Genomic DNA, 22,804 nt, shown 5'->3' on the forward strand with positions numbered 1-22,804 from the left:
CTCGTCCGGTTCTGGAGTAGCTTATTGATCACATGATCAACTCATCGGAGGCTACCGAGTCGATGCCGCAGACGTCAACCACCGGACGCGCACGATTGAGCGCCGAGCAGCGCCGGGAGCAGATCGCCCGCGCCGCGCGCGAGATCGCGCTCGCCGAGGGGCTGGACGCGGTCACGCTGCGCGCCGTCGCCGCGCGGGTGGGTGTGGCCTCCGGGTTGGTCGCCCACTACATCCCGAGCATGGACGACCTGGTTGCCGACACGTTCTTCGACATCGTCTCGGCCGAGCTCGACGAGGTGCGCGCGCTGCTTCCCGACGCGCCCGCGCCGGCACGACTGGGGGCGATGCTGCGCGAGACGCTCGACCCGCACCGCCGGGACGTCACGCTCGTCTGGGTGCAGGCGTGGGCGCTCGGCACGCGCAACGCCCCGCTCGCCGAGCGGGTGCGCACGGCGATGGATGCCTGGCGTGCCGTGATCGCCGCCGAGATCGCGCGGGGAATGGATGCCGGAGTGATTCCGATGGCCGATCCGGAGCCGCTCGCCTGGCATCTGCTGGCGATGATCGACGGGCTCGGTGCCCACGGGCTCGTGGGGTGGGGGTCGGACATCGATCCCGTCTCGCCGCTGCGACGAGCCGTCGCGGGACTGCTGCGCGTCGAGGTCGGTGCTCTCAGCGCGGACTGAGTCGGGCGCCGGTCTGTCTTCGCACGCCGCGCCAGGCGAGCACTCCCCACGCGATGATCGCCGCGTGCAGGATGATGAACCCGAGGAACGGCAGGGGTGGGTACCCGCGCGTGATCATGTAGACGTCGTCGGCGATGCCGCGGACGACGCCCAGCGCGATCGTCAGCCAGAGCAGCGGCAGCCAGGCCATCGGGCGGCGTGAGCCGACCAGGAGGAACGCGCCGAGAACCAACAGGTCGAGGCTGAACACCAGCATCCAGTCGGCGAACCCCGTCACTGCGGTGCCCCCGGGGGTACCGTCGAAGTCGGGGATCTTCTGGCTCACCGTGGCCATGGTGACGACGGGGAGCCAGCTGAGACCGAGAAGAACGTAGACCACGCCCGTCACGCGATACCACCAGGTGAGACTCTTCATGTCGTGGTTCTCCTCGCCGGGAACAAGCGGGCGCGGTGTCTGCGGAACGACGAGCGTCCGACCAGCCTCCAGGCGGCTCGGGCGGGAGCGGGCAGTGCCCGAAGGAACGCCCCCTGCTCGGCGGCAGGCATGGACTCGAGCATGAATCCCAGCTGGATGAACAGCCACCGCGGCGGCACCGTGCGCCGTCCGTGGTGTTCGAGGCGCCCCCACTCCGCCGGCGTGAAGGACGTGGCGGCGACCGGCAGAATGTCGATCTCTTCCTGGCCGAGATGATCGTCGAGCGCCGCAGTGAGACGGTCGAGCTGCTCCCGCACCGCGATGGCCTCGCGGCGTCGCGCGCTGGCACGCCAGGCGTCGACGCTCGCGCCGAGAGCGGTCAGGTGCTTCTCGATCTCTGCGTGCTGGGCGCGCATCTGCCCGACGTGGAGGGCGCACGCCGGTGAGCGCCGCTCGAGGTCGTCCCAGAGGAACATGTCCTCGCCGTGGTGGTGGCTCTCCAGTGCGTGGGCGATCTGGCGCAGATGCCGCACGGCGATCGTCGTGCGGCGGCGGTCGCCGTCGGCCACGGCGTCGACGACGCTCCCCGCATCGCGGAAGGCCATGCGCAGGAAGCGGTGGAACATCACGACGTCGGCGGTGTCGCATCCCCACGAGCCCGACCGGGGGTCGGCGTGGGGCTCGGTGGGTGATCCGGTCGCCGGAAGGCGTTCAGCAGCCACGGCGCCGGACCTGTGTGCGGGCCGCGGCAGGGGCGGCAAGGAGAGACGGCACGAGGATTCCTCTCGGGAAATGGGTTGTGCGTCACACTATTCATTAGATCGGCAATCTAGTCAATGCCGACTACAGTGGACGTCGAAGGGGGCACGATGAGCGGGAGAAAGCCGTACGCGTCGCCGTTGCGCGAGGCCGAAGCGGCGGCGACGCGGGCGCGGATCGTGGATGCCGCCGCGGAGCTGTTCGTCCGCGACGGCTACGCCGCCACGTCGCTGAAGGCGATCGCCGCTGCGGCGGGCGTGTCGGTGCAGACGGTCAATCTGCACGGGCCGAAGCATGCGCTCCTGGCCGCGGCGTACGAGCGCGCCCTTGCGGATCGTGAGGGCTGGGCGTCGCTGAACGACACCGACCCGATGCAGCAGATCATCGCGGAGCCCGATCCTGAGCGGCTCATCGCGATGTACGCGGCGTTCATGACCGCCGCGAACGCGCGCATCGCCGCGCTGCTGCGGACGCTGCGCGCCGCCGCGGACGCCGACCCGGCCGTCCGCGACGTGTACGCGGCGATCGACGAACGTCGTCTTCGCAGCATCCGCGAGGGTGTCGCCCTGCTGGCCGCGCGCGGCGTCGTGCCGCCGGACCGAAGCGACGACGCGACGGCGTTGGTCACGATGCTCGTCTCCACCGACACGTACCTGCACTTCCGCGAGGCCGGCTGGAGCGCAGAGCGTTACCGGGAGTGGCTCGCCGCCGAGCTGCGGCGGGCTGTCGCCGGCTGACGAACGCCGACGCCGACGTGCCCTCGCGTCAGTCCAGGCTCGCCATGACGTGCTTGAGGCGGGTGTAGTCCTCGAAGCCGTAGACCGAGAGGTCCTTGCCGTACCCGGAGTGCTTGAAGCCGCCGTGGGGCATATCCGAGACGAACGGGATGTGCGCGTTGATCCAGACGCAGCCGAAGTCGAGGTCGCGCGAGAACCGCAGCGCCCGCGCGTGCTCGCGCGTCCAGACGGATGCCGCGAGGGCGTACGGCACGCCGTTCGCCAGCGCGAGCGCTTCCTCTTCCGACGCGAACGGCTGCACCGTGAGCACGGGGCCGAAGATCTCCTGCTGTACGACCTCGTCGTCCTGGCGGACGCCCGTGACGATCGTCGCCTCGAAGAAGCAGCCGGCATCGCCCTGGCGGCGGCCGCCGATCGCGATCGTCGCGTGCGCGGGGAGGCGATCGACGAAACCCTCCACGCGCGCGAGCTGGTCGGGGTTGTTCACCGGCCCGAAGAAGGCATCCGGGTCGTCCGGCGCGCCCGTCTTCGCGTGATCGCGGGTGTGGGCGACGAGCGTGGCGACCAGCTCGTCGTGCACGGCGGCATCCACGAGTACGCGCGTCGCGGCGGTGCAATCCTGTCCGGCGTTGAAGAACGCGGCCTCCACGATGCCGCGGGCGGCGCGGTCGAGGTCGGCGTCGGCGAAGACGAGGGCCGGCGCCTTGCCGCCGAGCTCCAGGTGCACACGCTTGAGGTCCTGCGCGGCCGAAGCGGCCACCTGCATGCCCGCGCGCACCGAACCGGTGATCGCGACCAGCTGCGGGGTCGGGTGCTCCACCAGCATCCGGCCGGTCTCCCGGTCGCCGAGGACGACGTTGAAGACCCCGGCGGGCAAGATCTCGGCGGCGATCTCAGCGAGGCGCACGGTCGTCTGGGGCGTCGTCTCGCTCGGCTTCAGCACGACGGTGTTGCCGGCCGCGAGAGCCGGCCCGATCTTCCACACGGCCATGTTCAGCGGGTAGTTCCACGGCGTCACCTGGGCGACGACGCCGATCGGCTCGCGGCGCACGTACGACGTGAACCCCTCCGCGTACTCGGCCGCCGCCCGCCCGTCCAGGTCGCGGGCGGCACCCGCGAAGAAGCGGAGCTGATCGACGGACTGGACGATCTCGTCGGCGACCAGGTTCGCGCGGGGCTTGCCCGTGTCCTGCGACTCCAGATCGGCGAACTCGTCGGCCCGCGCCTCCAGCGCATCCGCGAGCCGGAACAGCAGCAGCTGGCGCTGCGCGGGCGTCGTGCGCTTCCACGTCTCGAAGGCGCGGGATGCCGCCGCGAACGCGGCATCCACCTCCTCCGCCGTCGACACCGGAGCGTGGCCGTACACCTCGCCGGTCACGGGGCTGACGAGCGGCAGCGACGCGCCGGCAGAGGCGACCGGTGCCCCGTCGATGACGTTGCGGAGCACGGCCTGCGCCCCGGTCACGACGCCGCCTCGGCGTCGGTGACCTCCAGGGCGCGGTCGATGATGTCGAGGCCGCGCACCAGGTCGTCCTCCGAGACGATCAGCGGGGGTGCCACGTGCACGCGGTTGAAGTGCGTGAACGGCCACAGGCCCGCCTTCTTGCACGCCGCCGCGAACGCGGCCATCGGCGCGGCGTCTGCCCCCGCCGCATTGAACGGAACCAGCGGCTCGCGGCTCTCGCGGTCGCGCACGAGCTCGATCGCCCAGAACAGACCGAGGCCGCGCACCTCTCCGACGGACGGATGCCGCGCGGCCATCTGCTCCAGTCGCGGACGTACGACGCGCTCGCCGAGGTCGCGGACCCGCTCCAGGATGCCGTCGCGCCGGAAGACCTCGAAGGTCGCCACACCCGGGGCGCAGGCCAGCGGGTGACCGGAGTAGGTCAGCCCTCCCGGGAAGGAGACCGTGTCGAAGTGCGCGGCGATCCGGTCGGAGATGACGACGCCGCCCAGCGGCACGTAGCCCGAGTTCACGCCCTTCGCGAAGGTGATGAGGTCGGGCACGACGTCGAAGTTCTCGAACCCCCACCAGGTGCCGAGGCGTCCGAAACCGACCATGACCTCGTCGGCGATGTAGACGATGCCGTAGCGATCGCAGAGCTCGCGCACGCCGGGCAGGTAGCCGGGCGGCGGGATCAGCACGCCGTTGGTGCCCACGACCGACTCGATGATGATCGCGCCGATCGTCGAGGCGCCCTCCAGGATGATCGTCTGCTCGAGGTGCGCGAGCGCACGCTCCGTCTCCTGCTCGGGGGAGGCCGCGTGGAACGGCGAGCGGTAGGCGTAGGGCCCGAAGAAGTGCACGACGGACGCATCGGCCGGCTCGTTCGCCCACCGGCGTGGGTCACCGGTCAGCGTGATGGCGGTCGAGGTGTTGCCGTGGTAGCTGCGGTACATCGCCAGCACCTTGCGCTTGCCGGTGACCAGGCGCGCCATGCGCACCGCGTTCTCGTTGGCATCGGCCCCGCCGTTGGTGAAGAAGACCTTCGAGAAGCCGTCGGGAGCGATCTCACTGATGCGGCGCGCCAGCTCGCCGCGCGTGTCGTTGGCCATCGACGGCTGGATCGTGGCGAGGCGCCCGGCTTGCTCCTGGATCGCCGCGACCAGGTCGGGGTGCTGGTGGCCGAGGTTGAGGTTCACCAGCTGTGACGAGAAGTCGAGGTAGCTGTTTCCGGCGTAGTCCCAGAACGTCGCGCCCGCACCTCCCGCGACCGGCAGCGGGTCGATGAGCGCCTGCGCGCTCCACGAGTGGAACACGTGGCTGCGGTCGTCGCCGCGGACCGCGGCGTCGGCCGCCGGGTCGGCGACGGGGTCGATGGTGCTCATGATGTCTCCTTCGGATGCCGCGGACTCAGTGGTTGCTCGGGAAGCCCAGGCTGATCTGGCTCTCGCTGGGGTCGGGCCAGCGGGTCGTCACGACCTTGCTCCGCGTGTAGAAGTGGATCGACTCGGGGCCGTAGATGTGCGTGTCGCCGAACAGCGAGTTGCGCCAGCCGCCGAACGAGAACGCGCCCACCGGCACCGGGATCGGCACGTTGATGCCGACCATACCGACTTCGATGTCGAACTCGAACTGGCGGGCGGTGCCGCCGTCGCGCGTGAACACCGCGGTGCCGTTGGCGAACGGGCTCGCATTGACGAGGGCGACCGCCTCGTCGTACGTCGCCACGCGGGCGACGGAGAGCACCGGACCGAAGATCTCCTCGTCGTAGACCTTCATGCCGGGAGCGACCCGGTCGACGAGCGAGACGCCGATGAAGAAGCCGTCGCCCTCGAAGCGCTGCGCGGTGCCGTCGACGACGACCGTCGCACCCTCCGCGGCGGCGCCGGCGACGTAGGAGGCCACCTTGTCGCGGTGCTCGCGGGTGATGAGCGGTCCCATCTCGCTCGCCGCATCCGTGCCCGGTCCGATCGTCAGGCCCGCGATGCGCTCGGCGACCTTCTCCACGAGCGCATCGGCGACCTCGTCACCCACCGCGACGAGAACGGACACGGCCATGCAGCGCTCGCCGGCCGAGCCGTACGCGGCCGAGACGGCGGCGTCGGCCGCGGCATCCAGGTCGGCGTCGGGCATGACGACCATGTGGTTCTTCGCGCCGCCGAGAGCCTGCACGCGCTTGCCCGCGGCGGCGGCGCGCTCGTAGATCGAGCGGGCGATCGGAGTCGAGCCCACGAAGCTGACGGCACGCACGGTGGGGGAGTCGAGGATCGCGTCGACGGCCACCTTGTCGCCCTGCACGACGTTCAGCACGCCGGCGGGAAGGCCCGCTTCCTCGTACAGACGCGCCAGGAAGAGGGCGGCGGAGGGGTCCTTCTCGCTCGGCTTGAGGACGACCGTGTTGCCGCAGGCGATCGCGGATGCCGTCATCCACAGCGGCACCATCACGGGGAAGTTGAACGGCGTGATCGCGCCCACCACGCCCACCGGCTGCTTCACCGAGTGCACGTCGACGCCGCGCGAGACCTGTTCGGCGTGCTCGCCCTTCAGAAGGTGGACCAGTCCCGCCGCGAACTCGACGTTCTCGATGCCGCGGCTGATCTCGCCCTTCGCGTCGGAGAGCACCTTGCCGTGCTCGGCGGTGATGATCGCGGCCAGCTCGTCGGCGCGTTCGACCAGCAGGTGGCGGAGGCGGAAGAAGACGTCGGCCCGCTTGATGAGGCTCGTGGCGCGCCAGGCCGGCAGCGCCGCCGCGGCCGCCGCGATCGCGGCATCCGTCTCGGCGGTCGAGGCGAAGGCCACCTCGGCCTGTACGGCACCGGTCGCGGGATCGTAGACGGGCCCCGTGCGCTCGGCAGATCCGACGGACTGGCCGGCGACGTGATGACGGATGAGGTCCATGGGGGCTCCTGTTCGGACAGTTCGACCGGGTCGTGACATGCTTATGCTGACGGAGCGCAGGGGGGAGATGCAGGTGTCTGATCGTCGCGATGTGGACGGTTCTCGGACAGAACGTCCGACCGCGGATCTTCCCGCCGTGCTCCCCACCGTCTCCGAGGTGCTGACGCTCGATGCCTTCACCCCCGGTGCGCCGGTCGTGGTCGTGGGCGGTGCCGCGCTGGAGGCATCCGTGCGCTGGGTGCACGTCTCCGACAGTGCGGACGTCGCGCGACTGCTCGAAGGCGGCGAGCTGCTGCTGTCCACCGGATCGGGATGGCCCGACGATCCCCGGAGGCTGGCGCTGTTCGTCACGCAGCTGGCCGAGGTGGGTGCCGCGGGCATCGTGCTCGAGCTGGGCGCCCACTACCGCTACGTGCCGGCGGTTCTGGCCGACGCCGCGCGCAGCGCCGACATCGCCCTGATCGTGCTGCACCGCGAGGTGAAGTTCGTCACCATCACCGAGGCCGTGCACCGCCGGATCATCGCCGATCAGACGGCGGCGCTGGAAGCCCGCGACGCGGTGCGCACACTGTTCACGGGGCTCGCGCTGCGCGGTGCGCCGACGGAGTTCATCGTCGAACAGGTGGGGCTCACGCTGGCCGCTCCCGTCGTCTTGGAGACCGTCGGTCACGAGGTCGTCGTCGCTCACGTCGGCGGAGCCGCCGAGACCCGCACACTTCGCGACTGGGCGCGCCGATCCCGGTCGGCCGCCGCGGCGCCCGACCGGGACGGGCGGACGATCGTGCCCGTGGAAGCCCGCGGCATCAGATGGGGATGGCTCGTGGCGCTGCCCGGCCCCGCCCACCTCGCGGGACGCGACGCCGTACTCGAGCAGGCTGCCACCGCGCTCGCCCTGGGCAGACTCGCCGATCCCGGCGGTGAGGAGTGGTCGCGGCTGGGACGGCGCCGCGTGGTCGACTCGCTGATCGACGGACGATTCACCGGTCTGTCCGCGGTGGCGGCTCGACTGGATGCCGCGGGCATGCCGCTCGTCGGCACGGTGGCCTTCGCCGCAGTCGCGCTCGTGTCGTCGGGCCAGGGCGGCGACGCGGTCGCGGTCGCGGCGGCCGCCGACATCGCCGCTGCGGCGATCGGCGCGCGCGTCGTGTGCGGCACGAGCACGACCGTCGACGACGGGTCCGCCCTGGTGCGTACGCCCCTGATCCTCGCCGTGGCGGGCCGCGCGACGAGTGCCGCTGACAACCGGGCCGACGCCTTCACCGTCGCACTCGAGGACGCCCTGCGGGCGGGGTCGACGTCGGCGCGGGCGCGCGTCGTGCTCGGCCCGGGCACGGTCGTTCCCGCGCTCGAGCCCGCAGCCGAGTACGAGCGCGCGGTGGGTGCGCTCGTCGCGGGTCTGCGCGAAACCATCGACCTCGTCGGCGCCGACGAGGGGTTGCGCGGCTCCTCCCGCCGGGGCGCGGACGGGAGGCGTGTGGCGGAGCGTCCCCTCACCCGGGTGGTCGCGGCGTTGCGCGACGATCACCGCCTCGTCGCTCATGCGGAGCGGATGCTCGATCCGTTGCTGGCCGAGACCCGTGCTCGGGGCGGCGACCTTCTCGACGTGCTGACGGCGCTGCTCGCGCACCCGTCCAACCGCACGGCGGCCGCCGAAGCGGCGCACCTGTCGCGCTCGGTGTTCTATCAGCGCATCGCCCTGCTCGAAGACCTTCTCGGCGTCGACTTCGACGATGGCGAGCAGGTCGCCGCTCTCCATGTCGCCGTGTTGACCCACCGGCTCCACGCGGGCGGGTGAGCAGGGCACGCCTCACACTCTGTATGCATTAGTCGCCGAAAGAGGCCGCCTCCTTTCATTATTGATCCTCCGTGTATACAATCGGAGGGTCGAGAGGAGACCGCGTGCGTGCCAGTGACCGTGCCTACCGGGCGCTGCTCGACGAGATCCAGTCCGGCGTGCTGGCGCCCGGAGCGGTGCTGGCCGAAGTCGAGCAGTCGGTGCGCCTGGGGGTGAGCCGCACGCCGCTGCGTGAAGCGCTGGGGCGCCTGCTCGCCGACGGCCTCGTCGTGCAACCGTCGCCGCGGCTCACCGTGGTCAGCGACATCGATGCCGGCGACATCCGAGAGCTCTTCGAGGTGCGTCGCGCCCTGGAGGAGACGGCTGCACGCCTCGCCGCACGCGGGGCCGATGCCGATCTGTTCGCTGCGCTGGCCGGTGAGTTCGCGCGGACGGATGCCGCCGCCGACCCCGACGCCTACTACGCCCTCATCGCCCGCTTCGACGACGCCCTCGACGCGGCCGTCGCCAACGACTATCTGACCGCGGCCCTCAAGACGGTGCGGACCCACCTCGTCCGGGTCCGCCGGCTCGCGCGCGACAACCCCGCACGCCTGGCGGCATCCGTCGCCGAGCACCGACTGATCGCGTCCGCCGTCGCCGCCGGCGACGCCGACCTCGCCGCGCACGCCACCCATGTCCACCTGCACAACGCGCTCGTCGCGATCCTCGCCTCGCTGGAAGGAACCCCATGACCGTCATCCACCACGTCCGTGTGCACCGGAGCGAAGAGAACCTCGCCCGCGAGGACCAGCTCGCGCACAAGATCGCCGAGGTCGCCGCCGACCCGGTGGCCGTCGAGTCCGACGTCGTCGAGATGATCATCAACCGCGTCATCGACAACGCGGCGGTGGCCGCGGCATCCCTCACCCGCGGCCCCGTCACCGCGGCGCGCGCCCAGGCGCTCGATCACCCGGTCTCGCGGGGAGGGGCGGGCGCCACGGTGTTCGGCGAGCCGAACACGGTGCACACGAGCCCCGAGTGGGCGGCGTGGGCGAACGGTGTGGCGGTGCGCGAACTCGACTATCACGACACGTTCCTCGCTGCGGAGTATTCGCACCCCGGCGACAACATCCCGCCGATCGCCGCCGTCGCCCAGCACGTCGGCGCCGACGGCGCGGCGCTGGTGCGCGCCATCGCGACCGGATACGAGATCCAGATGGATCTCGTGCGCGCCATCAGCCTGCACAAGCACAAGATCGATCACGTCGCGCACCTGGGCCCGTCGGCGGCGGCCGGCATCGGCACGCTGCTGGGTCTCGACGCCGACACGATCGCCCAGGCCGTCGCGCAGGCCCTGCACACGACCACCGCGACGCGGCAGTCGCGCAAGGGTGAGATCTCCACCTGGAAGGCGCACGCCCCCGCCTTTGCCGGCAAGATGGCGGTCGAAGCCGTCGACCGCGCGATGCGCGGACAGACCTCGCCGTCCCCGATCTACGAGGGCGAAGACGGCGTGATCGCCTGGATGCTCGACGGCAAGGACGCCGCGTACGACGTGCCGCTTCCCGCGCCCGGCGAGCCCAAGCGCGCGATCCTCGACTCCTATACGAAGGAGCACTCCGCCGAGTATCAGGCGCAGGCGTGGATCGACCTCGCGCGCAAGCTTCACAGCTCCCACCCCGAGCTCGCCGATCCCGCCACCGTCGAGAGCATCGTGCTGCACACCAGCCATCACACCCACTACGTGATCGGCTCCGGCGCGAACGATCCGCAGAAGTACGACCCGACCGCCTCTCGCGAGACCCTCGACCACTCGATTCCCTACATCTTCGCCGTCGCACTGCAGGACGGCGGGTGGCATCACGTCGACTCGTACCTGCCCGCTCGCGCCGCCCGCGAGGACACGGTTGCGCTGTGGCACAAGATCACCACGGCGGAGGATGCCGAGTGGACGCGCCGCTACCACTCCGAGGACCCCGATGAGAAGGCGTTCGGGGGCCGCGTGGAGATCCGCCTCGCGGACGGTTCGACGATCGTGGACGAGATCGCGGTCGCCGACGCCCACCCGCTGGGTGCGCGCCCGTTCGCTCGCGCCGACTACGTGCGCAAGTTCCGTCTGCTCGCCGAGCCGGTGCTCGAGCCCGCCGAGATCGAGCGGTTCCTGGCCCTGGCCGAGCGGCTTGCCGAGCTGACCGTCGACGAGGTGCGCGAGCTCAACATCGTCGCCCGCGTCGGCGTGCTGGCCGCGGTGGCGAGCCCGAAGGGGCTGTTCTGATGCTGTACAGCCAGACCCCGGCATCCGAGAAGCGGCGCCTGCTGCGCGAGCGCCTGCGGGCGGGTGAGCTCGTCCGTTTTCCCGGAGCGTTCAACCCGCTGTCGGCCCGGATGATCGAGCAGAAGGGCTTCGAGGGCGTCTACATCTCGGGGGCGGTGCTGAGTGCCGATCTGGGGCTTCCGGACATCGGTCTGACGACGCTGACCGAGGTCGCCGGTCGCGGTCAGCAGATCGCCCGCATGACCGAGCTTCCCGCCATCATCGACGCCGACACCGGCTTCGGCGAGCCCATGAACGTCGCGCGGACCATCCAGACGCTGGAAGACGCGGGGCTGTCGGGCACGCACATCGAAGACCAGGTGAACCCCAAGCGCTGCGGTCACCTCGACGGCAAACAGGTCGTCGACACCGACACCGCCCTCCAGCGCATCCGCGCCGCCGTCGACGCCCGCCGCGACCCGAACTTCCTCATCATGGCGCGCACCGACATCCGCGCCATCGAGGGGCTGGACGCCGCCATCGATCGGGCCAAGGCGCTCGTGGATGCCGGGGCCGACGCGATCTTCCCCGAGGCGATGCGCGACCTCGCGGAGTTCGCCGCCGTGTGCGCCGCCGTCGACGTGCCCGTGCTGGCGAACATGACCGAGTTCGGTAAGAGCGATCTGTTCAGCGTCGACCAGCTCCGCGATGCGGGCGTGCAGATCGTCATCTGGCCCGTCTCGCTGCTGCGGATCGCGATGGGTGCGGCATCCCGTGCGCTGGATACCCTGAACGACGAGGGACATCTGACCTCGCGCCTGGGTGAGATGCAGCACCGCGCCGACCTGTACGACCTCATCGACTACCCGTCGTACAACCAGTTCGACGCGAACGTCTTCAACTTTCAGATCACCCGCTGATCACCCCTTCACCCTCCCCTCCCCTTGACCCTCGTCCCACTTGCGACCGACCATGTCCCACAAGAGGTCGCAATCGGGGCATCCACAGGACAGAAACTGGGACATGGTTGCAGCCGCAACCGGCCCGCACGTGCAAAGGAGCAGTCATGAGCGACCAGCAGACCCCGCCCCAGATCCACAAGGGGCTCGCGGGCGTCGTCGCCGATGCGACCGCCATCAGCAAGGTCAACCCGGAGACCAACTCGCTGCTCTACCGCGGCTATCCGGTGCACGAGCTGGCCGCTACGCAGTCGGCCGAAGCGGTCGCGTACCTGCTGTGGAACGGCGAGTTGCCGACCGGCGAGCAGCTCGCCGCGCTCCGAGCCACCGAGCGGCAGCACCGGAGTCTCGCCGACGACGTCAAGGCCGTGATCGATCTGACCCCGACCGATGCCCACCCGATGGATGAGGTGCGCTCGGCGGTGAGCGTGCTGGGCGCGCGCGAGCTTGCCGGCACCGGGTCCGTGCTCGATGCGAGCGGGTCTCGCGACGAGAACCTCGAGCGCAGCATCCGCCTGTTCGCCGCGCTGCCGGCGATCGTCGCCTACGGGCAGCGTCGCCGCCGCGGTGAAGAGCTCATCGCCCCGCGCGACGATCTCGATTACGCAGCGAATTTCCTCTGGATGACCTTCGGCGAAGAGTTCGACCCGGTCGTGGTCGACGCGTTCAACCGCTCGATGATCCTGTACGCGGAGCACTCGTTCAACGCGTCCACCTTCACGGCGCGGGTGATCACCTCCACCCTCAGCGACCTGTACTCGGCCGTGGTCGGCGCGATCGGAGCGCTCAAGGGGCCGCTGCACGGCGGGGCCAACGAAGCCGTGCTGCACATCTTCGACGAGATCGGCGACGCCGACAACGTGGCGCCCTGGCTCGAGCGGGCTCTCGCCGAGAAGCGCAAGATCATGGGCTTCGGTCACCGCGTCTACAAGCACGGCGACTCGCGCGTGCCCACGATGAAAGCTGCGCTCGACACGCTCATCACGTACTACGACCGTCCCGATGTCGAGGCCCTCTACGCGACGCTGGAGCGCGAGTTCGTCGCCCGTAAGGGCATCTACCCGAACCTCGACTACCCGTCGGGGCCGGCGTACAACCTGATGGGCTTCGACACCCTGACCTTCACTCCGCTGTTCGTTGCGGCGCGGGTCGTGGGGTGGACGGCGCACATCATGGAACAGGCGGCATCCAACGCGCTTATCCGTCCGCTGTCGGCCTACAGCGGCGTGGACGAGCGTCACATCGAGGGGTTCGTCGACGAGGCCGGCACCTCGACGATCTCGCTGCGCGCCGCCGAAGCCGAGGGCTGAGCGCTCGTGCGTACCGCGGTCATCGTCGACGCCGTCCGCACCCCGTCCGGCCGTGGCAAGCCGGGGGGCGCGCTCAGCGGCATCCATCCCGTCGACCTCGCCGCGCTGGTGCTGCGGGCGACGCTCGAGCGCAACGGCCTGGAATCGGCGCAGATCGACGACGTGCTGCTCGGCTGCGTCAGCCAGGTCGGCGAACAGACGATGAACATCGCGCGTCAGGCGGTGCTCGCGGCTGGATTCGACGAGCGCGTTCCGGCGACGACGATCGATCGGCAGTGCGGATCGAGCCAGCAGGCCGCGCAGTTCGCGGCGCAGGGCGTCACGGCCGGACAGTACGACATCGTCATCGCCGGCGGCGTCGAATCGATGAGCCGCGTGCCTCTCGGGGTCGCGGCATCCGTCGCCGGTTCACCCTTCTCACCGGGGTTGCACGCGCGCTATCCCGACGGACTCGTGAACCAGGGCGTGTCGGCCGAGCTGATCGCGGCGCGCTGGGGCTTCTCGCGCGACGAGCTCGACGCGTACGCGGCCGAGTCGCACGAACGCGCTGCCGAGGCGCAGGTCCAGGGCAGATTCGCCTCGCAGCTGCTGGCCGTCGACGGTGTCGAGATCGACGAGACGGTGCGCCCGGGCACCACCGTCGCAGGTCTTTCCGGCCTCGCGCCGGCCTTCCGCACCGATGCCATGGCGGAGCGCTTTCCCGAGATCGACTGGCTGATCACACCCGGCAACTCTTCTCCGCTGACCGACGGCGCCTCCGCCGTCCTCATCATGAGCGAGCAGAAGGCGCGCGAGCTCGGGCTCACGCCGCGAGCGCGCTTCCACGCCTTCTCCGTCGTCGGCGACGACCCTCTGATGATGCTCACGGGGCCGATTCCCGCGACACGTCGCGTGCTGGAGCGCGGTGGACTGACGATCGACGATCTCGACGCGTACGAGGTCAACGAGGCGTTCGCCCCGGTGCCGCTCGCGTGGGCTGCCGAACTCGGCGCGGATGCCGCCAAGCTCAACCCCTGGGGCGGCGCGATCGCCCTCGGGCACGCGCTCGGCTCCAGCGGCACGCGACTTCTCGGTACGCTCCTCGCGCACCTCGAGTCCACCGGCGGACGGTACGGACTGCAGACCATGTGCGAGGGCGGGGGCATGGCGAACGCCACCATCATCGAACGGCTGTAGAACGCCGCGTCCATTTACTAGGACGTCCATGTAAAATGATCGCTGTGCCCTACCGGGCGCACTTCCGGCTGTCGATCTGTTTCACAAGGACGTGACGCGATGAGCATGACTGTGTCCCCTTCCCTCTCCGCCGATGAGCGGGGAGCCATCCTCGAAGCCGTCCGCGACTTCGCCCGGACGCGGCTGGAGCCGCACGCGCTGGAATGGGATCGCGACAAGCACTTTCCGCGGGATGTGCTCGCCGACGCCGGCGAACTCGGCCTCGGAGGGCTGTACGTACGTGAGGACGTCGGCGGCACCGCGCTGACGCGTGAGGACGCCGCACTCGTCTTCGAGCAGCTGTCGATGGGCGATCCCACGATCGCCGCGTACATCAGCATCCACAACATGGTCGCCTGGATGATCGACAGCTACGGCACTCCGGCGCAGCGCGAGCAGTGGCTGCCGCGTCTGATCACGCTTCGCGACCTCGGCGCCTACTGCCTCACGGAGCCCGGCGCGGGCTCGGATGCCGCGGCCATCACGACCAGCGCGATCGCCGACGGCGACGGCTATGTGCTCACCGGGGTCAAGCAGTTCATCTCCGGGGCGGGGGAGGCGGCGGTCTATGTCGTCATGGCCCGCACCGGCGAGCCCGGTGCGCGGGGCATCAGCGCCTTCCTGGTGCCGGCGGATGCCGAGGGTCTGAGCTTCGGACCCCACGAGCGCAAGATGGGGTGGAACGCGCAGCCCACCCGTCAGGTGATCCTCGACGAGGTGCGGGTGCCGGCATCCGCTCTGCTGGGCGGCGTGGGCGAGGGGTTCCGCATCGCGATGAGCGGGCTCAACGGGGGGCGGGTCAACATCGCGGCCTGCTCCGTCGGCGGCGCCCAGTGGGCGCTCGATCGTGCCGTGCGCTACGTGCACGAGCGGTTCACGTTCGGCGAGGCCCTCGCCGAACGGCAGAGCGTCGTGTTCGCCCTCGCCGACATGGCCACGCAGCTGCAGGCGGCCCGGGCGATGGTGCGCGACGCGGCTCGCGCGATCGACGCCCGTGCCGACGACGTCGCCGTGCAGTGCGCCATGGCCAAGCGCTTCGCCACCGACGCCGGCTTCGAGGTGGCCAACCGGGCGCTGCAGCTGCACGGCGGCTACGGGTATCTGCAGGAGTACGGGATCGAGAAGGTGGTGCGCGATCTTCGTGTGCATCAGATCCTGGAGGGCACGAACGAGATCATGCGGGTCATCATCGGTCGCGACGTTCTGGGAGCATGAGCACATGAGCGACTACTCCACGATCCTCGTCTCCACCCGCGGCCGCGTCGGATGGATCACCCTGAACCGGCCCGAGGCGCTCAACGCGCTGAACTCGACCCTGGTCGAAGAACTCGCCGCCGCGGCGGCCGCGTTCGATGCCGACGAGCAGATCGGTTGCATCGTCGTCACCGGCTCGGAGCGCGCCTTCGCCGCCGGCGCCGACATCAAGCAGATGGAGGACCGCTCTGCCGTCGAGATGTCGCTGCGCAACCCCTTCGTGGGCCTCGAGGCCTTCTCGCGCGTGCGCACGCCCGTCATCGCGGCCGTCGCGGGGTACGCGCTCGGAGGCGGCTGCGAGCTGGCGATGGCGTGCGACATCATCCTGGCTGCCGACACCGCCCGCTTCGGTCAGCCCGAGATCACTCTCGGCGTCATCCCCGGCCTCGGCGGCACGCAGCGTCTGCCGCGTGCGATCGGTTACTACAAGGCGGCAGAGCTCGTGCTCACCGGACGGATGATGGATGCCGCCGAAGCCGAGCGGGCCGGCCTGGTCTCCCGCATCGTGCCCGCCGCCGACCTGCTCGCAGAGGCAGAAGCGATGGCCGAGCAGATCGCCGCGAAGTCGCTTCCCGTCCTGTACGCCGCCAAGGAGTCGCTGCGCGCCTCGCTGGAGACCGCCGCCGCCGAGGGGCTGCGCTTCGAGAAGCAGGTCTTCACATCACTGTTCGCGCTGGACGACCAGAAGGAGGGCATGGCCGCCTTCCGGGAGAAGCGTGCGCCGCGATTCACGAATCGCTGACGACATCGCCCGCCGACCGGCGCAGTCGGGCGACGATCGCGACGAGGTCTTCCACGTCGTCGGCTGTCAGGCCGGGCGCGGCGAACACGGCGTCGTTGAGCGCCGCGGTGGCCTGAGCCGCGAGGTCACGCCCCGCCCTCGTCAGGGCGACCAGCGTCGCCCGACGATCGCCGGGGTGCGGCTCGCGCGCGACGAGCCCGGCCGCTTCAAGGCGGTCGACGGTGTTCGTCACGCTCGTCGGGTGCACTTGCAAGCGGCTCGCCGCCGACGACAGCGGCATCCGTCCGTCACGGGTGAAACTCAGCAGCGTCAGCAGTTCGTAGCGGGCGAACGTGAGCGAGAACGGCTTCAGGGCCTCGTCGACGCGCGCGAGCAGAATCTGGTGCGCCCGCATGATGCTCGTCACCGCCGTCATCCCTGCCGCGGCGTCGACCCAGCCGTGCGCCACCCACTGGCGGCGGGCCTCTGCGATCGGATCGCGTGGCGACGACGGCGTGCGGCTCACGGGCATCTCCTCGAACGGCTCGGCGCCCGGAGTGCCGTGCGCGCTGGTCTCACGCTAGCGCGGACCTCGATCCGTCCCCACGGATGATCCTGAGTCTCAACGGATGCGATACTGAGTCGCACCTTCTAGAATGAATGCGTCGCAAGGAGAACCGATGAAGATCGTGGTGCTGGTCAAAGAAGTCCCCGACACCTACGGCGACCGCAAGCTCGACCTCGAGACCGGTCTCGCCGAGCGCTCGGCCTCTGAGCGCGTGCTCGATGAGATCGGGGAGCGCGCACTGGAGGTGGCGCTGTCGTATGCCGACGCCCACCCCGGCACGGAGGTCGCTGTCGTCTCGATGGCATCGGAGGAGGCTGCGGCCACCATCCGCAAGGGGCTCGCGATGGGCGCGACATCCGCTCTGCAGGTCGTCGACCCGGCGCTGGCCGGCGCAGATCTGGGCGTGACCGCGGCCGTGCTCGCCGCTGCGGTGCGGCGAGCCGGGTTCGACCTGGTCATCACCGGCAATCTCTCCACCGACGGCACCGGCGGCGTCCTTCCGGCGATGATCGCCGAGCACCTGCAGGTGCCGCAGGCGACCGCGCTGTCGTCGGTCACGATCGGCGAGGGGGAGATCACCGGCACGCGCGCCACCGACTTCGGCACCGCGCAGGTCAGTGCGACGCTGCCGGCCGTCATCTCGATCACCGAAGCCCTCCCGGATGCCCGGTTCCCGAACTTCAAGGGCATCATGGCGGCGAAGAAGAAGCCGTTCGAGACCGTGTCGCTGGCCGACCTCGGCGTCGACGTCGACCCGTCCGCGGCCGCGCAGTCGATCATGACGGCGGTCGCCGAGAAGCCTCCGCGCGGTGCGGGAATCAAGATCGTGGATGAGGGCGACGCGGGCGACAAGCTCGCCGCCTTCCTCGTCGAGAACCGACTGGCCTGAGAACGGTGCTGGGAACGATGACGATGGAGAACGTGATGGTGGATGTCGCCTCGGACGCGATTCTCGTGCTGCTGGATGTCACCCCGGCCGGTGAGCTGGCCGGCTCGGCCGCCGGACTGCTCGGCGCCGCCGCCGGCATCGGCACGCCGGTCGCGCTGGTCGTCGCCGGTGACGAGGCGCATGCCGCACTCGCCGAGGCTGCGGGTGCGCTGGGGGCTGCGGTCGTGCTCACCGCGGGGCTGGGCGGTGCGGACGGATCGCTGACGGTTCCTCTGGTCGATGCCGTGGACGCGGCATCCGCGCTCGTGAAGCCCGACGCCGTGCTCGTGTCGAACTCCATCGAGGGCCGCGACATCGCCGGACGGTACGCGGCACGCTCGCGCGCGGCTCTGGCCGTGGATGCGGTCGGCGTTTCCCGCGACGACGAGGGCGTGCTCGCGCAGCATTCCGTCTACGGCGGGGCGTACAACGTCACGAGCGCAGCCACCTTCGGTCCTCTCGTGGTCACGGTGCGCCAGGGGGCGGTCGACGCCCGTGCCGCGGCCGTCGCCGAGCCGCGGGTGGTGCCGCTGGAGGTCGCCGCCTCGGGCGCGCCGGCGGCGCGCATCACCGGATTCGAAGCCGAGGTCGCGGCGTCGTCGCGGCCGGAGCTGCGCGGCGCGGCGAAGGTCGTCTCGGGAGGGCGCGGACTCGGCTCGGCCGAGAAGTTCGCGCTCGTCGAACAGCTCGCCGATGCCCTCGGCGCGGCTGTGGGCGCGTCTCGCGCGGCCGTGGATGCCGGATACATCCCCTACTCGCACCAGGTCGGGCAGACCGGGGTATCGGTGTCGCCCCAGCTGTACGTGGCTCTCGGCATCTCGGGGGCCATCCAGCACAAGGCCGGCATGCAGACCGCGAAGACGATCGTCGCGATCAATAAAGACGGCGACGCCCCGATCTTCGACATCGCCGACTTCGGCATCGTGGGGGACGTGTTCACGGTCGTCCCGCAGCTGATCGCCGCCCTCGACGCCAGGAAGGCCTGATGGCGACCGGCGGATCGTCCATGCGCCGCGGCTTGCCGCGCGTCGCCGGTGGAGAACCGTGGCCGCCGGCCGCGAGCGCGCCCGCCGAGGCCGTCGTGGACGCCTCTGCGCCCCCGGCAGCGGTCGTCGAGGCGGCCGTGGAGCGACCCGCCGGGCCGTCGACGGGCTCGGGCGAGCCGCCGGCGCTCGCGACGGCGTCCGTGCCCGAGCGCAGCGGGACGACGGTCGTCCGCCGCGGCCTGCCCCGCGTCGCCGGCGGCGAGCCGTGGCCGTCCGCGGTCGTCGTGGCTGCCGCGGGCCCGGGGGCGACGCCCGCTGAGGCCGCCTCCGCCGCTCCGGCGCCCCCGCTCGCCGCCGCCCCTCCGGCGCCCCCGCTCGCCGCTGGCGACGGTGACACCTCCGTGCGCCGCGGGCTGCCGCGCATCGCGGGTGGCGACGCGTGGCCACCCGCCGGCACAGCCGCCGCCGTGTCTTCCCCGATCGCCGCCGTCTCCTCCCCGGCGGCCGCCGATGCTGCGGCGGACGGCGCGGGTGCTGCTGCCGAGGAGGCCGCCCCCGCGGCCGACCTCCCGCTCATCGGCACAGCCACCGAGGGGCCGCGCGCACCGTTGAGCGTTCCGCAGACCGCGTGGGCCGGTCGCGCCGCGTCGCGTCGGCCGCAGCCGAAGCCCGAGCCGCAACGGATCGGGCCTTTCACGACGACGCAGTGGGCGGGCGCCGTCGTGGTCGGCGGAATCGGCCTGCTGTTCGCGGCGGGCATGGCGGTGCTCGCGGTGCGATTCCTGCTGAGCCTGGACGGCATGCGCGACTTCCTCGCGACCTACCCCGGGGAGTACCACCTGCCTGCCGGTGCGCCCGTCGGCATCCCCGCGTGGCTCGGCTGGCAGCACTTCTTCAACGTCTTCTTGATGGTGCTGATCATCCGCTCGGGGCTCACGATCCGCCGCGAGAAGCGGCCGAGCGTCTTCTGGGCGCCCAAGAACAACCCCAAGGGCAAGACGAGCCTGACGATCTGGTTCCATCAGGCGCTCGACATCCTGTGGCTCATCAACGGCGTCGTCTTCATCGTGCTGCTTTTCGTCACCGGCCAGTGGATGCGGATCGTCCCCACGAGCTGGGAAGTCGTCCCCAACGCCCTCAGCGCCGCGCTGCAGTACGTCTCGCTGGACTGGCCGACCGAGAACGGCTGGGTCAACTACAACGCGCTGCAGCAGCTCGCCTACTTCTCGACGGTCTTCATCGCCGCCCCGCTCGCCGCGATCACCGGCTTCCGGATGAGCGGGATGTGGCCGAAGAAGAACCTGAAGCTCAGCGCCGCCTACCCGATCGAGTGGGCGCGCAAGGTGCACTTCCCGGTGATGCTGTTCTTCGTCGTGTTCATCGTCATCCACGTCGTTCTCGTGCTCGCGACCGGGGCGCTGCGCAACCTCAACCACATGTACGCCGCGCAGGGCTCGGTCGACCCGACGGCCTATGCCGACAACTGGACCGGCTTCTGGCTGTTCGTGGTCTCGCTCGTGGTCATCGCCGCCGCGTGGGTCGCCGCCCGCCCGCTCGTGCTCGCCCCGATCGCCCGCCTGTTCGGCACGGTCAGCGGGCGCTGACGCGCGCGATCAGCGTCCCGACAGCGGCCGGCGCTCAGCCGAGCATCTCCGCAGAATGCGACAAACTCCGCATCCGATCGGCGATCTGGATGCGGAGTTCGTCAGAATCTGCGGAGTTTGTCAGCGCGGTGGGGCCGGCGGAACCCGCGACGCGGCAGGCGCGATCAGCGCACGAAGCGGACCTCGGTGAGCGTCTCGCCGAGGAACGGCTCGGTGTGCGTCGCGCCGTCGAGCGTGAAGCCGTTGCGCGCGTAGAAGCGGTGAGCACGCGGGTTGTCCGCGGCGACCCAGAGGTAGAGCTCCTCGTCGGCGTCGACCGTCGCGTCGAACAGCTGCTGCCCGATGCCGGTGCCGTGGAACTGGTCGAGCAGGTAGATGAAGTAGAGCTCACGCGTGCGCGGAGCGTCGCGGTCGCGCGCCGGGCCCGAGCCGGCGAATCCGACGATCTCGCCGCCGACGAGGGCGGCGAACATCTTGAACTCGGGGCCCTGCTGGGCCCAGTGCGTCCACAGCTCGGCGAGGCGCTTGGGAGAGACGTTCTCGAGAGCGGCCTTGCTGATGAGGTGGTCGTAGGTCTCGTGCCAGCACGTCGCGTGGACCCGTCCGAGGGCCTCGGCATCCACGTCACGAACGGGACGGACGACGGTGTCGGTCTGCGCGGTGATGTCGGTGGGGGCTTCCATGGCCAGACTCTACGGCGGCCCTTCCGATTCACGAAATCGATGGATGCCGCGCTCCACCCTCGTCGCGGCGACACCACGAGGACTGTGGGAAGCCCACAAGAGATGCCGGGAGCCCATCGGGGAATCCGCTAGCATCGCGCTTCGTGAATGTATGGTGGCGGACCCTCCTGACGATCTGGCGCGCGAAGGTGCTGCTGCATCGGCGCGGCCCCATGCCGCCACGCAGTGTCGGTCGGCTGCGGCTTCGGACGCTGCCCACCGACATCGATCTGCTCGGCCATATGAACAACGGTCGATACGCCTCGCTGTTCGACCTCGGCCGCTTCGACCTGCTGATCCGCACCGGCATCTGGGATGCGATGAACGCGCAGGGCTGGTACGCGGTGGTCGCCAGCGAGACGGTGACCTTCCGCAAGTCGCTGCAGCTCTGGCAGCGCTTCACGGTCGAATCCCGCCTGTACGCCCACGATGACAAGGCCGTCTACCAGATGCACCGCGCGGTCGTGGACGGCGAGGTCTATGCCGAGATGATCGTCCGCGCGCGCTTCCTGCGCCGCACCGGCGGCGTGGTGAACACCGACGAGCTCTTCGAGGCGCTCGAGCGGCCGGATGATCTCCCACCGCTGCCGCAGTGGGTGGCCGAATGGGCTCGCGACAGCGCGCTGCCCTCGACGAAGGCCCCCGCGCCGAGCGAGTGGGACTGATCCCGCAGGGATGCCGGCGTCAGACCCGACGCGCGACGAACGCGTCGGCGAGAGCCTCGCGGACGCTGCGGATGCCGGGACGGTTGCGGCTGGATCGGCGAGCCGCCGTGAAGATCTCACGCGCCGGGTCGCCCGGAAGCGCGCTGAGGTGCACCGGGGGCGCACCGCCGGCCCACAGCAGATCGGGCAGCAGTCCGACGGCGTGACCGGTGGCGATCAGCTCGGCATGCCCGCTGAGATCGGCGAGCTCGAAGCGGACATCCGGCTCGAACCCGGCGGCGCGGCACTGCTGCATCGCCCACTCGCGCGCCGCCGTGCCGCGCGGCTCCATCACCCAGGCGTGTTCGGCCAGGTCGGCCAGCGGCCCGATGGCGCGCGCCGTCGCCAGCCGGATCGGGTCGACGCCGAGCAGATCCCGATCGAGCGCCGATCGATGCGGGCGAGTGAGCCCCGGGTACTGCTCGGCGATCGCGAGGTCGAAGCCGCGCGCTCCGAGCTCGAACAGCCCCTCTTCGGGCGGCAGCTCGGAGATCTCCACGCGCAGGCCCGGCGTCCGCTCGGCGAGCAGGGTCAGGGCTGCGGGCACGAGAGCGCGGGCGGCCGTCTGCAGCACGGCGAGACGCACCGGTGCGATCCCGAGGCGGGTGTCTTCCAGTTCGCCGCGGATCTCCTCGTCGGCATCGAGGGCGCGCGCCGCGTAGGCGGCCAGCGCCTCGCCGTGCGCGGTCAGCCGCACGCGGCGTCCATCCGGAGCGAGCAGCGCCACTCCCGCCTCGCGCTCCAACTGCGACAACTGCTGCGAGATCGTGGACGGGCTGTACGCCAACGCCTGTGCGACGGCGGCGATCGTGCCGCGCTGGGCGAGTTCGTGCAGCAGTCGGAGGCGTCTCAACTCGAACACG

General features: G+C 70.7%; 22 protein-coding genes. 14 read left to right on the forward strand and 8 right to left on the reverse strand.

Features of this window, described 5'->3' with window-relative positions; all coding sequences use genetic code 11:
• The first annotated feature begins 62 nt into the window (after positions 1–62).
• Positions 63–686 (forward strand): TetR/AcrR family transcriptional regulator, encoded by a 624-nt coding sequence (locus ACT53O_RS13295; RefSeq protein ID WP_476152915.1) that lies wholly within the window; start codon positions 63–65, stop codon positions 684–686.
• Here the strand turns inward: ACT53O_RS13295 and ACT53O_RS13300 are convergent.
• Together ACT53O_RS13300 and ACT53O_RS13305 are read right to left on the reverse strand one after the other, a co-directional pair.
• The gene (locus ACT53O_RS13300) at positions 673–1,101 is read right to left on the reverse strand and encodes a BphX family protein (RefSeq protein ID WP_476152917.1); all 429 of its coding nucleotides are present in this window, start codon (positions 1,099–1,101) and stop codon (positions 673–675) included. The genes ACT53O_RS13295 and ACT53O_RS13300 overlap by 14 nt on opposite strands.
• Entirely contained in the window at positions 1,098–1,823 is a 726-nt protein-coding gene (locus ACT53O_RS13305) for a hemerythrin domain-containing protein (protein ID WP_476152919.1), read from the reverse strand. Before ACT53O_RS13305 ends, ACT53O_RS13300 begins: the two co-directional genes overlap by 4 nt.
• A 147-nt stretch (positions 1,824–1,970) precedes the next feature.
• On the opposite strand from ACT53O_RS13305, the gene ACT53O_RS13310 reads away from it, so the two are divergent.
• On the forward strand, positions 1,971–2,597 hold the full coding sequence (locus ACT53O_RS13310) for a TetR/AcrR family transcriptional regulator (protein WP_347417864.1): 627 nt from the start codon (positions 1,971–1,973) through the stop codon (positions 2,595–2,597).
• A gap of 28 nt (positions 2,598–2,625) precedes the next feature.
• Here ACT53O_RS13310 and ACT53O_RS13315 read toward each other — a convergent pair whose 3' ends face one another.
• Genes ACT53O_RS13315 through ACT53O_RS13325 form a run of 3 tightly spaced genes read right to left on the reverse strand, consistent with a single transcriptional unit; the run spans position 2,626 to position 6,939 of the window.
• Positions 2,626–4,062, reverse strand: coding sequence for a gamma-aminobutyraldehyde dehydrogenase (locus tag ACT53O_RS13315; RefSeq protein ID WP_476152921.1), 1,437 nt, complete (start codon positions 4,060–4,062; stop codon positions 2,626–2,628).
• Positions 4,059–5,426, reverse strand: coding sequence for an aminotransferase class III-fold pyridoxal phosphate-dependent enzyme (locus tag ACT53O_RS13320; protein ID WP_476152923.1), 1,368 nt, complete (start codon positions 5,424–5,426; stop codon positions 4,059–4,061). The genes ACT53O_RS13315 and ACT53O_RS13320 overlap by 4 nt, the downstream gene beginning before the upstream one ends.
• Positions 5,427–5,451: 25 nt before the next feature.
• Positions 5,452–6,939, reverse strand: coding sequence for a CoA-acylating methylmalonate-semialdehyde dehydrogenase (locus ACT53O_RS13325; protein WP_135948916.1), 1,488 nt, complete (start codon positions 6,937–6,939; stop codon positions 5,452–5,454).
• 136 nt (positions 6,940–7,075) lie between these two features.
• Here ACT53O_RS13325 and ACT53O_RS13330 point away from each other — a divergent pair, with 136 nt between their 5' ends.
• The 8 genes from ACT53O_RS13330 (at position 7,076) to ACT53O_RS13365 (ending at position 16,450) form a co-directional block, all read left to right on the forward strand.
• A complete protein-coding gene (locus ACT53O_RS13330; protein ID WP_476152925.1) occupies positions 7,076–8,734 on the forward strand; it encodes a PucR family transcriptional regulator ligand-binding domain-containing protein in 1,659 nt (552 codons plus the stop codon).
• 104 nt (positions 8,735–8,838) lie between these two features.
• Positions 8,839–9,468, forward strand: coding sequence for a GntR family transcriptional regulator (locus ACT53O_RS13335; protein WP_039414768.1), 630 nt, complete (start codon positions 8,839–8,841; stop codon positions 9,466–9,468).
• The gene (locus tag ACT53O_RS13340) at positions 9,465–10,991 is read left to right on the forward strand and encodes an MmgE/PrpD family protein (protein WP_476152927.1); all 1,527 of its coding nucleotides are present in this window, start codon (positions 9,465–9,467) and stop codon (positions 10,989–10,991) included. Before ACT53O_RS13335 ends, ACT53O_RS13340 begins: the two co-directional genes overlap by 4 nt.
• Complete coding sequence (gene prpB, locus ACT53O_RS13345) at positions 10,991–11,890, forward strand: methylisocitrate lyase (RefSeq protein ID WP_039414774.1); 900 nt, start codon at positions 10,991–10,993, stop codon at positions 11,888–11,890. Before ACT53O_RS13340 ends, prpB begins: the two co-directional genes overlap by 1 nt.
• Positions 11,891–12,036: 146 nt before the next feature.
• Positions 12,037–13,239, forward strand: a complete 1,203-nt coding sequence (locus tag ACT53O_RS13350; RefSeq protein ID WP_476152929.1) for a bifunctional 2-methylcitrate synthase/citrate synthase — start codon at positions 12,037–12,039, stop codon at positions 13,237–13,239.
• A gap of 6 nt (positions 13,240–13,245) precedes the next feature.
• The gene (locus tag ACT53O_RS13355; RefSeq protein WP_476152931.1) at positions 13,246–14,415 is read left to right on the forward strand and encodes a thiolase family protein; all 1,170 of its coding nucleotides are present in this window, start codon (positions 13,246–13,248) and stop codon (positions 14,413–14,415) included.
• A 99-nt stretch (positions 14,416–14,514) separates the two neighbouring features.
• Positions 14,515–15,669, forward strand: a complete 1,155-nt coding sequence (locus tag ACT53O_RS13360) for an acyl-CoA dehydrogenase family protein (protein ID WP_295776637.1) — start codon at positions 14,515–14,517, stop codon at positions 15,667–15,669.
• A gap of 4 nt (positions 15,670–15,673) precedes the next feature.
• The gene (locus ACT53O_RS13365) at positions 15,674–16,450 is read left to right on the forward strand and encodes an enoyl-CoA hydratase-related protein (RefSeq protein ID WP_135948923.1); all 777 of its coding nucleotides are present in this window, start codon (positions 15,674–15,676) and stop codon (positions 16,448–16,450) included.
• On the opposite strand, the gene ACT53O_RS13370 is transcribed toward ACT53O_RS13365, so the two are convergent.
• Entirely contained in the window at positions 16,437–16,955 is a 519-nt protein-coding gene (locus tag ACT53O_RS13370) for a MarR family winged helix-turn-helix transcriptional regulator (protein ID WP_036317544.1), read from the reverse strand. The two genes, ACT53O_RS13365 and ACT53O_RS13370, sit on opposite strands and share 14 nt — an antisense overlap.
• Positions 16,956–17,109: 154 nt before the next feature.
• On the opposite strand from ACT53O_RS13370, the gene ACT53O_RS13375 reads away from it, so the two are divergent.
• From ACT53O_RS13375 to ACT53O_RS13385, 3 genes are read left to right on the forward strand one after another with little or no spacing between them, the layout of a single operon-like run.
• On the forward strand, positions 17,110–17,886 hold the full coding sequence (locus ACT53O_RS13375) for an electron transfer flavoprotein subunit beta/FixA family protein (protein ID WP_476152934.1): 777 nt from the start codon (positions 17,110–17,112) through the stop codon (positions 17,884–17,886).
• Positions 17,887–17,921: 35 nt separating this feature from the next.
• Positions 17,922–18,911: an electron transfer flavoprotein subunit alpha/FixB family protein gene (locus ACT53O_RS13380; protein WP_061683885.1), complete on the forward strand. Its 990-nt coding sequence runs from the start codon at positions 17,922–17,924 to the stop codon at positions 18,909–18,911.
• A complete protein-coding gene (locus ACT53O_RS13385; protein WP_476152935.1) occupies positions 18,911–20,515 on the forward strand; it encodes a cytochrome b/b6 domain-containing protein in 1,605 nt (534 codons plus the stop codon). The genes ACT53O_RS13380 and ACT53O_RS13385 overlap by 1 nt, the downstream gene beginning before the upstream one ends.
• Positions 20,516–20,679: 164 nt before the next feature.
• Here ACT53O_RS13385 and ACT53O_RS13390 read toward each other — a convergent pair whose 3' ends face one another.
• Complete coding sequence (locus ACT53O_RS13390) at positions 20,680–21,198, reverse strand: GNAT family N-acetyltransferase (RefSeq protein WP_036289977.1); 519 nt, start codon at positions 21,196–21,198, stop codon at positions 20,680–20,682.
• Between the two features lie 143 nt (positions 21,199–21,341).
• Between ACT53O_RS13390 and ACT53O_RS13395 the strand changes: the two genes are divergently transcribed.
• Positions 21,342–21,902 carry a thioesterase family protein gene (locus ACT53O_RS13395; protein ID WP_476152938.1) on the forward strand — a complete coding sequence of 187 codons (561 nt, stop codon included), beginning with the start codon at positions 21,342–21,344 and terminating at the stop codon, positions 21,900–21,902.
• A gap of 19 nt (positions 21,903–21,921) precedes the next feature.
• On the opposite strand, the gene ACT53O_RS13400 is transcribed toward ACT53O_RS13395, so the two are convergent.
• Positions 21,922–22,803, reverse strand: a complete 882-nt coding sequence (locus ACT53O_RS13400) for a LysR family transcriptional regulator (protein ID WP_036317547.1) — start codon at positions 22,801–22,803, stop codon at positions 21,922–21,924.
• Between the last annotated feature and the right edge of the window lies 1 nt (position 22,804).

The organism is Microbacterium sp. DMC48, from assembly GCF_056313825.1.

What these genes read in the sequence shown, in the direction of transcription:
- ACT53O_RS13340 (WP_476152927.1), top strand. Translation starts at nt 9,465, where the DNA reads ATGACCGTCATCCACCACGTCCGTGTGCACCGGAGCGAAGAGAACCTC.
- ACT53O_RS13310 (WP_347417864.1), top strand. Translation starts at nt 1,971, where the DNA reads ATGAGCGGGAGAAAGCCGTACGCGTCGCCGTTGCGCGAGGCCGAAGCG.
- ACT53O_RS13320 (WP_476152923.1), bottom strand. Translation starts at nt 5,426, where the DNA reads ATGAGCACCATCGACCCCGTCGCCGACCCGGCGGCCGACGCCGCGGTC.
- ACT53O_RS13360 (WP_295776637.1), top strand. Translation starts at nt 14,515, where the DNA reads ATGAGCATGACTGTGTCCCCTTCCCTCTCCGCCGATGAGCGGGGAGCC.
- ACT53O_RS13385 (WP_476152935.1), top strand. Translation starts at nt 18,911, where the DNA reads ATGGCGACCGGCGGATCGTCCATGCGCCGCGGCTTGCCGCGCGTCGCC.
- ACT53O_RS13365 (WP_135948923.1), top strand. Translation starts at nt 15,674, where the DNA reads ATGAGCGACTACTCCACGATCCTCGTCTCCACCCGCGGCCGCGTCGGA.
- prpB (WP_039414774.1), top strand. Translation starts at nt 10,991, where the DNA reads ATGCTGTACAGCCAGACCCCGGCATCCGAGAAGCGGCGCCTGCTGCGC.
- ACT53O_RS13300 (WP_476152917.1), bottom strand. Translation starts at nt 1,101, where the DNA reads ATGAAGAGTCTCACCTGGTGGTATCGCGTGACGGGCGTGGTCTACGTT.
- ACT53O_RS13375 (WP_476152934.1), top strand. Translation starts at nt 17,110, where the DNA reads ATGAAGATCGTGGTGCTGGTCAAAGAAGTCCCCGACACCTACGGCGAC.
- ACT53O_RS13350 (WP_476152929.1), top strand. Translation starts at nt 12,037, where the DNA reads ATGAGCGACCAGCAGACCCCGCCCCAGATCCACAAGGGGCTCGCGGGC.
- ACT53O_RS13295 (WP_476152915.1), top strand. Translation starts at nt 63, where the DNA reads ATGCCGCAGACGTCAACCACCGGACGCGCACGATTGAGCGCCGAGCAG.
- ACT53O_RS13380 (WP_061683885.1), top strand. Translation starts at nt 17,922, where the DNA reads ATGGTGGATGTCGCCTCGGACGCGATTCTCGTGCTGCTGGATGTCACC.
- ACT53O_RS13325 (WP_135948916.1), bottom strand. Translation starts at nt 6,939, where the DNA reads ATGGACCTCATCCGTCATCACGTCGCCGGCCAGTCCGTCGGATCTGCC.
- ACT53O_RS13390 (WP_036289977.1), bottom strand. Translation starts at nt 21,198, where the DNA reads ATGGAAGCCCCCACCGACATCACCGCGCAGACCGACACCGTCGTCCGT.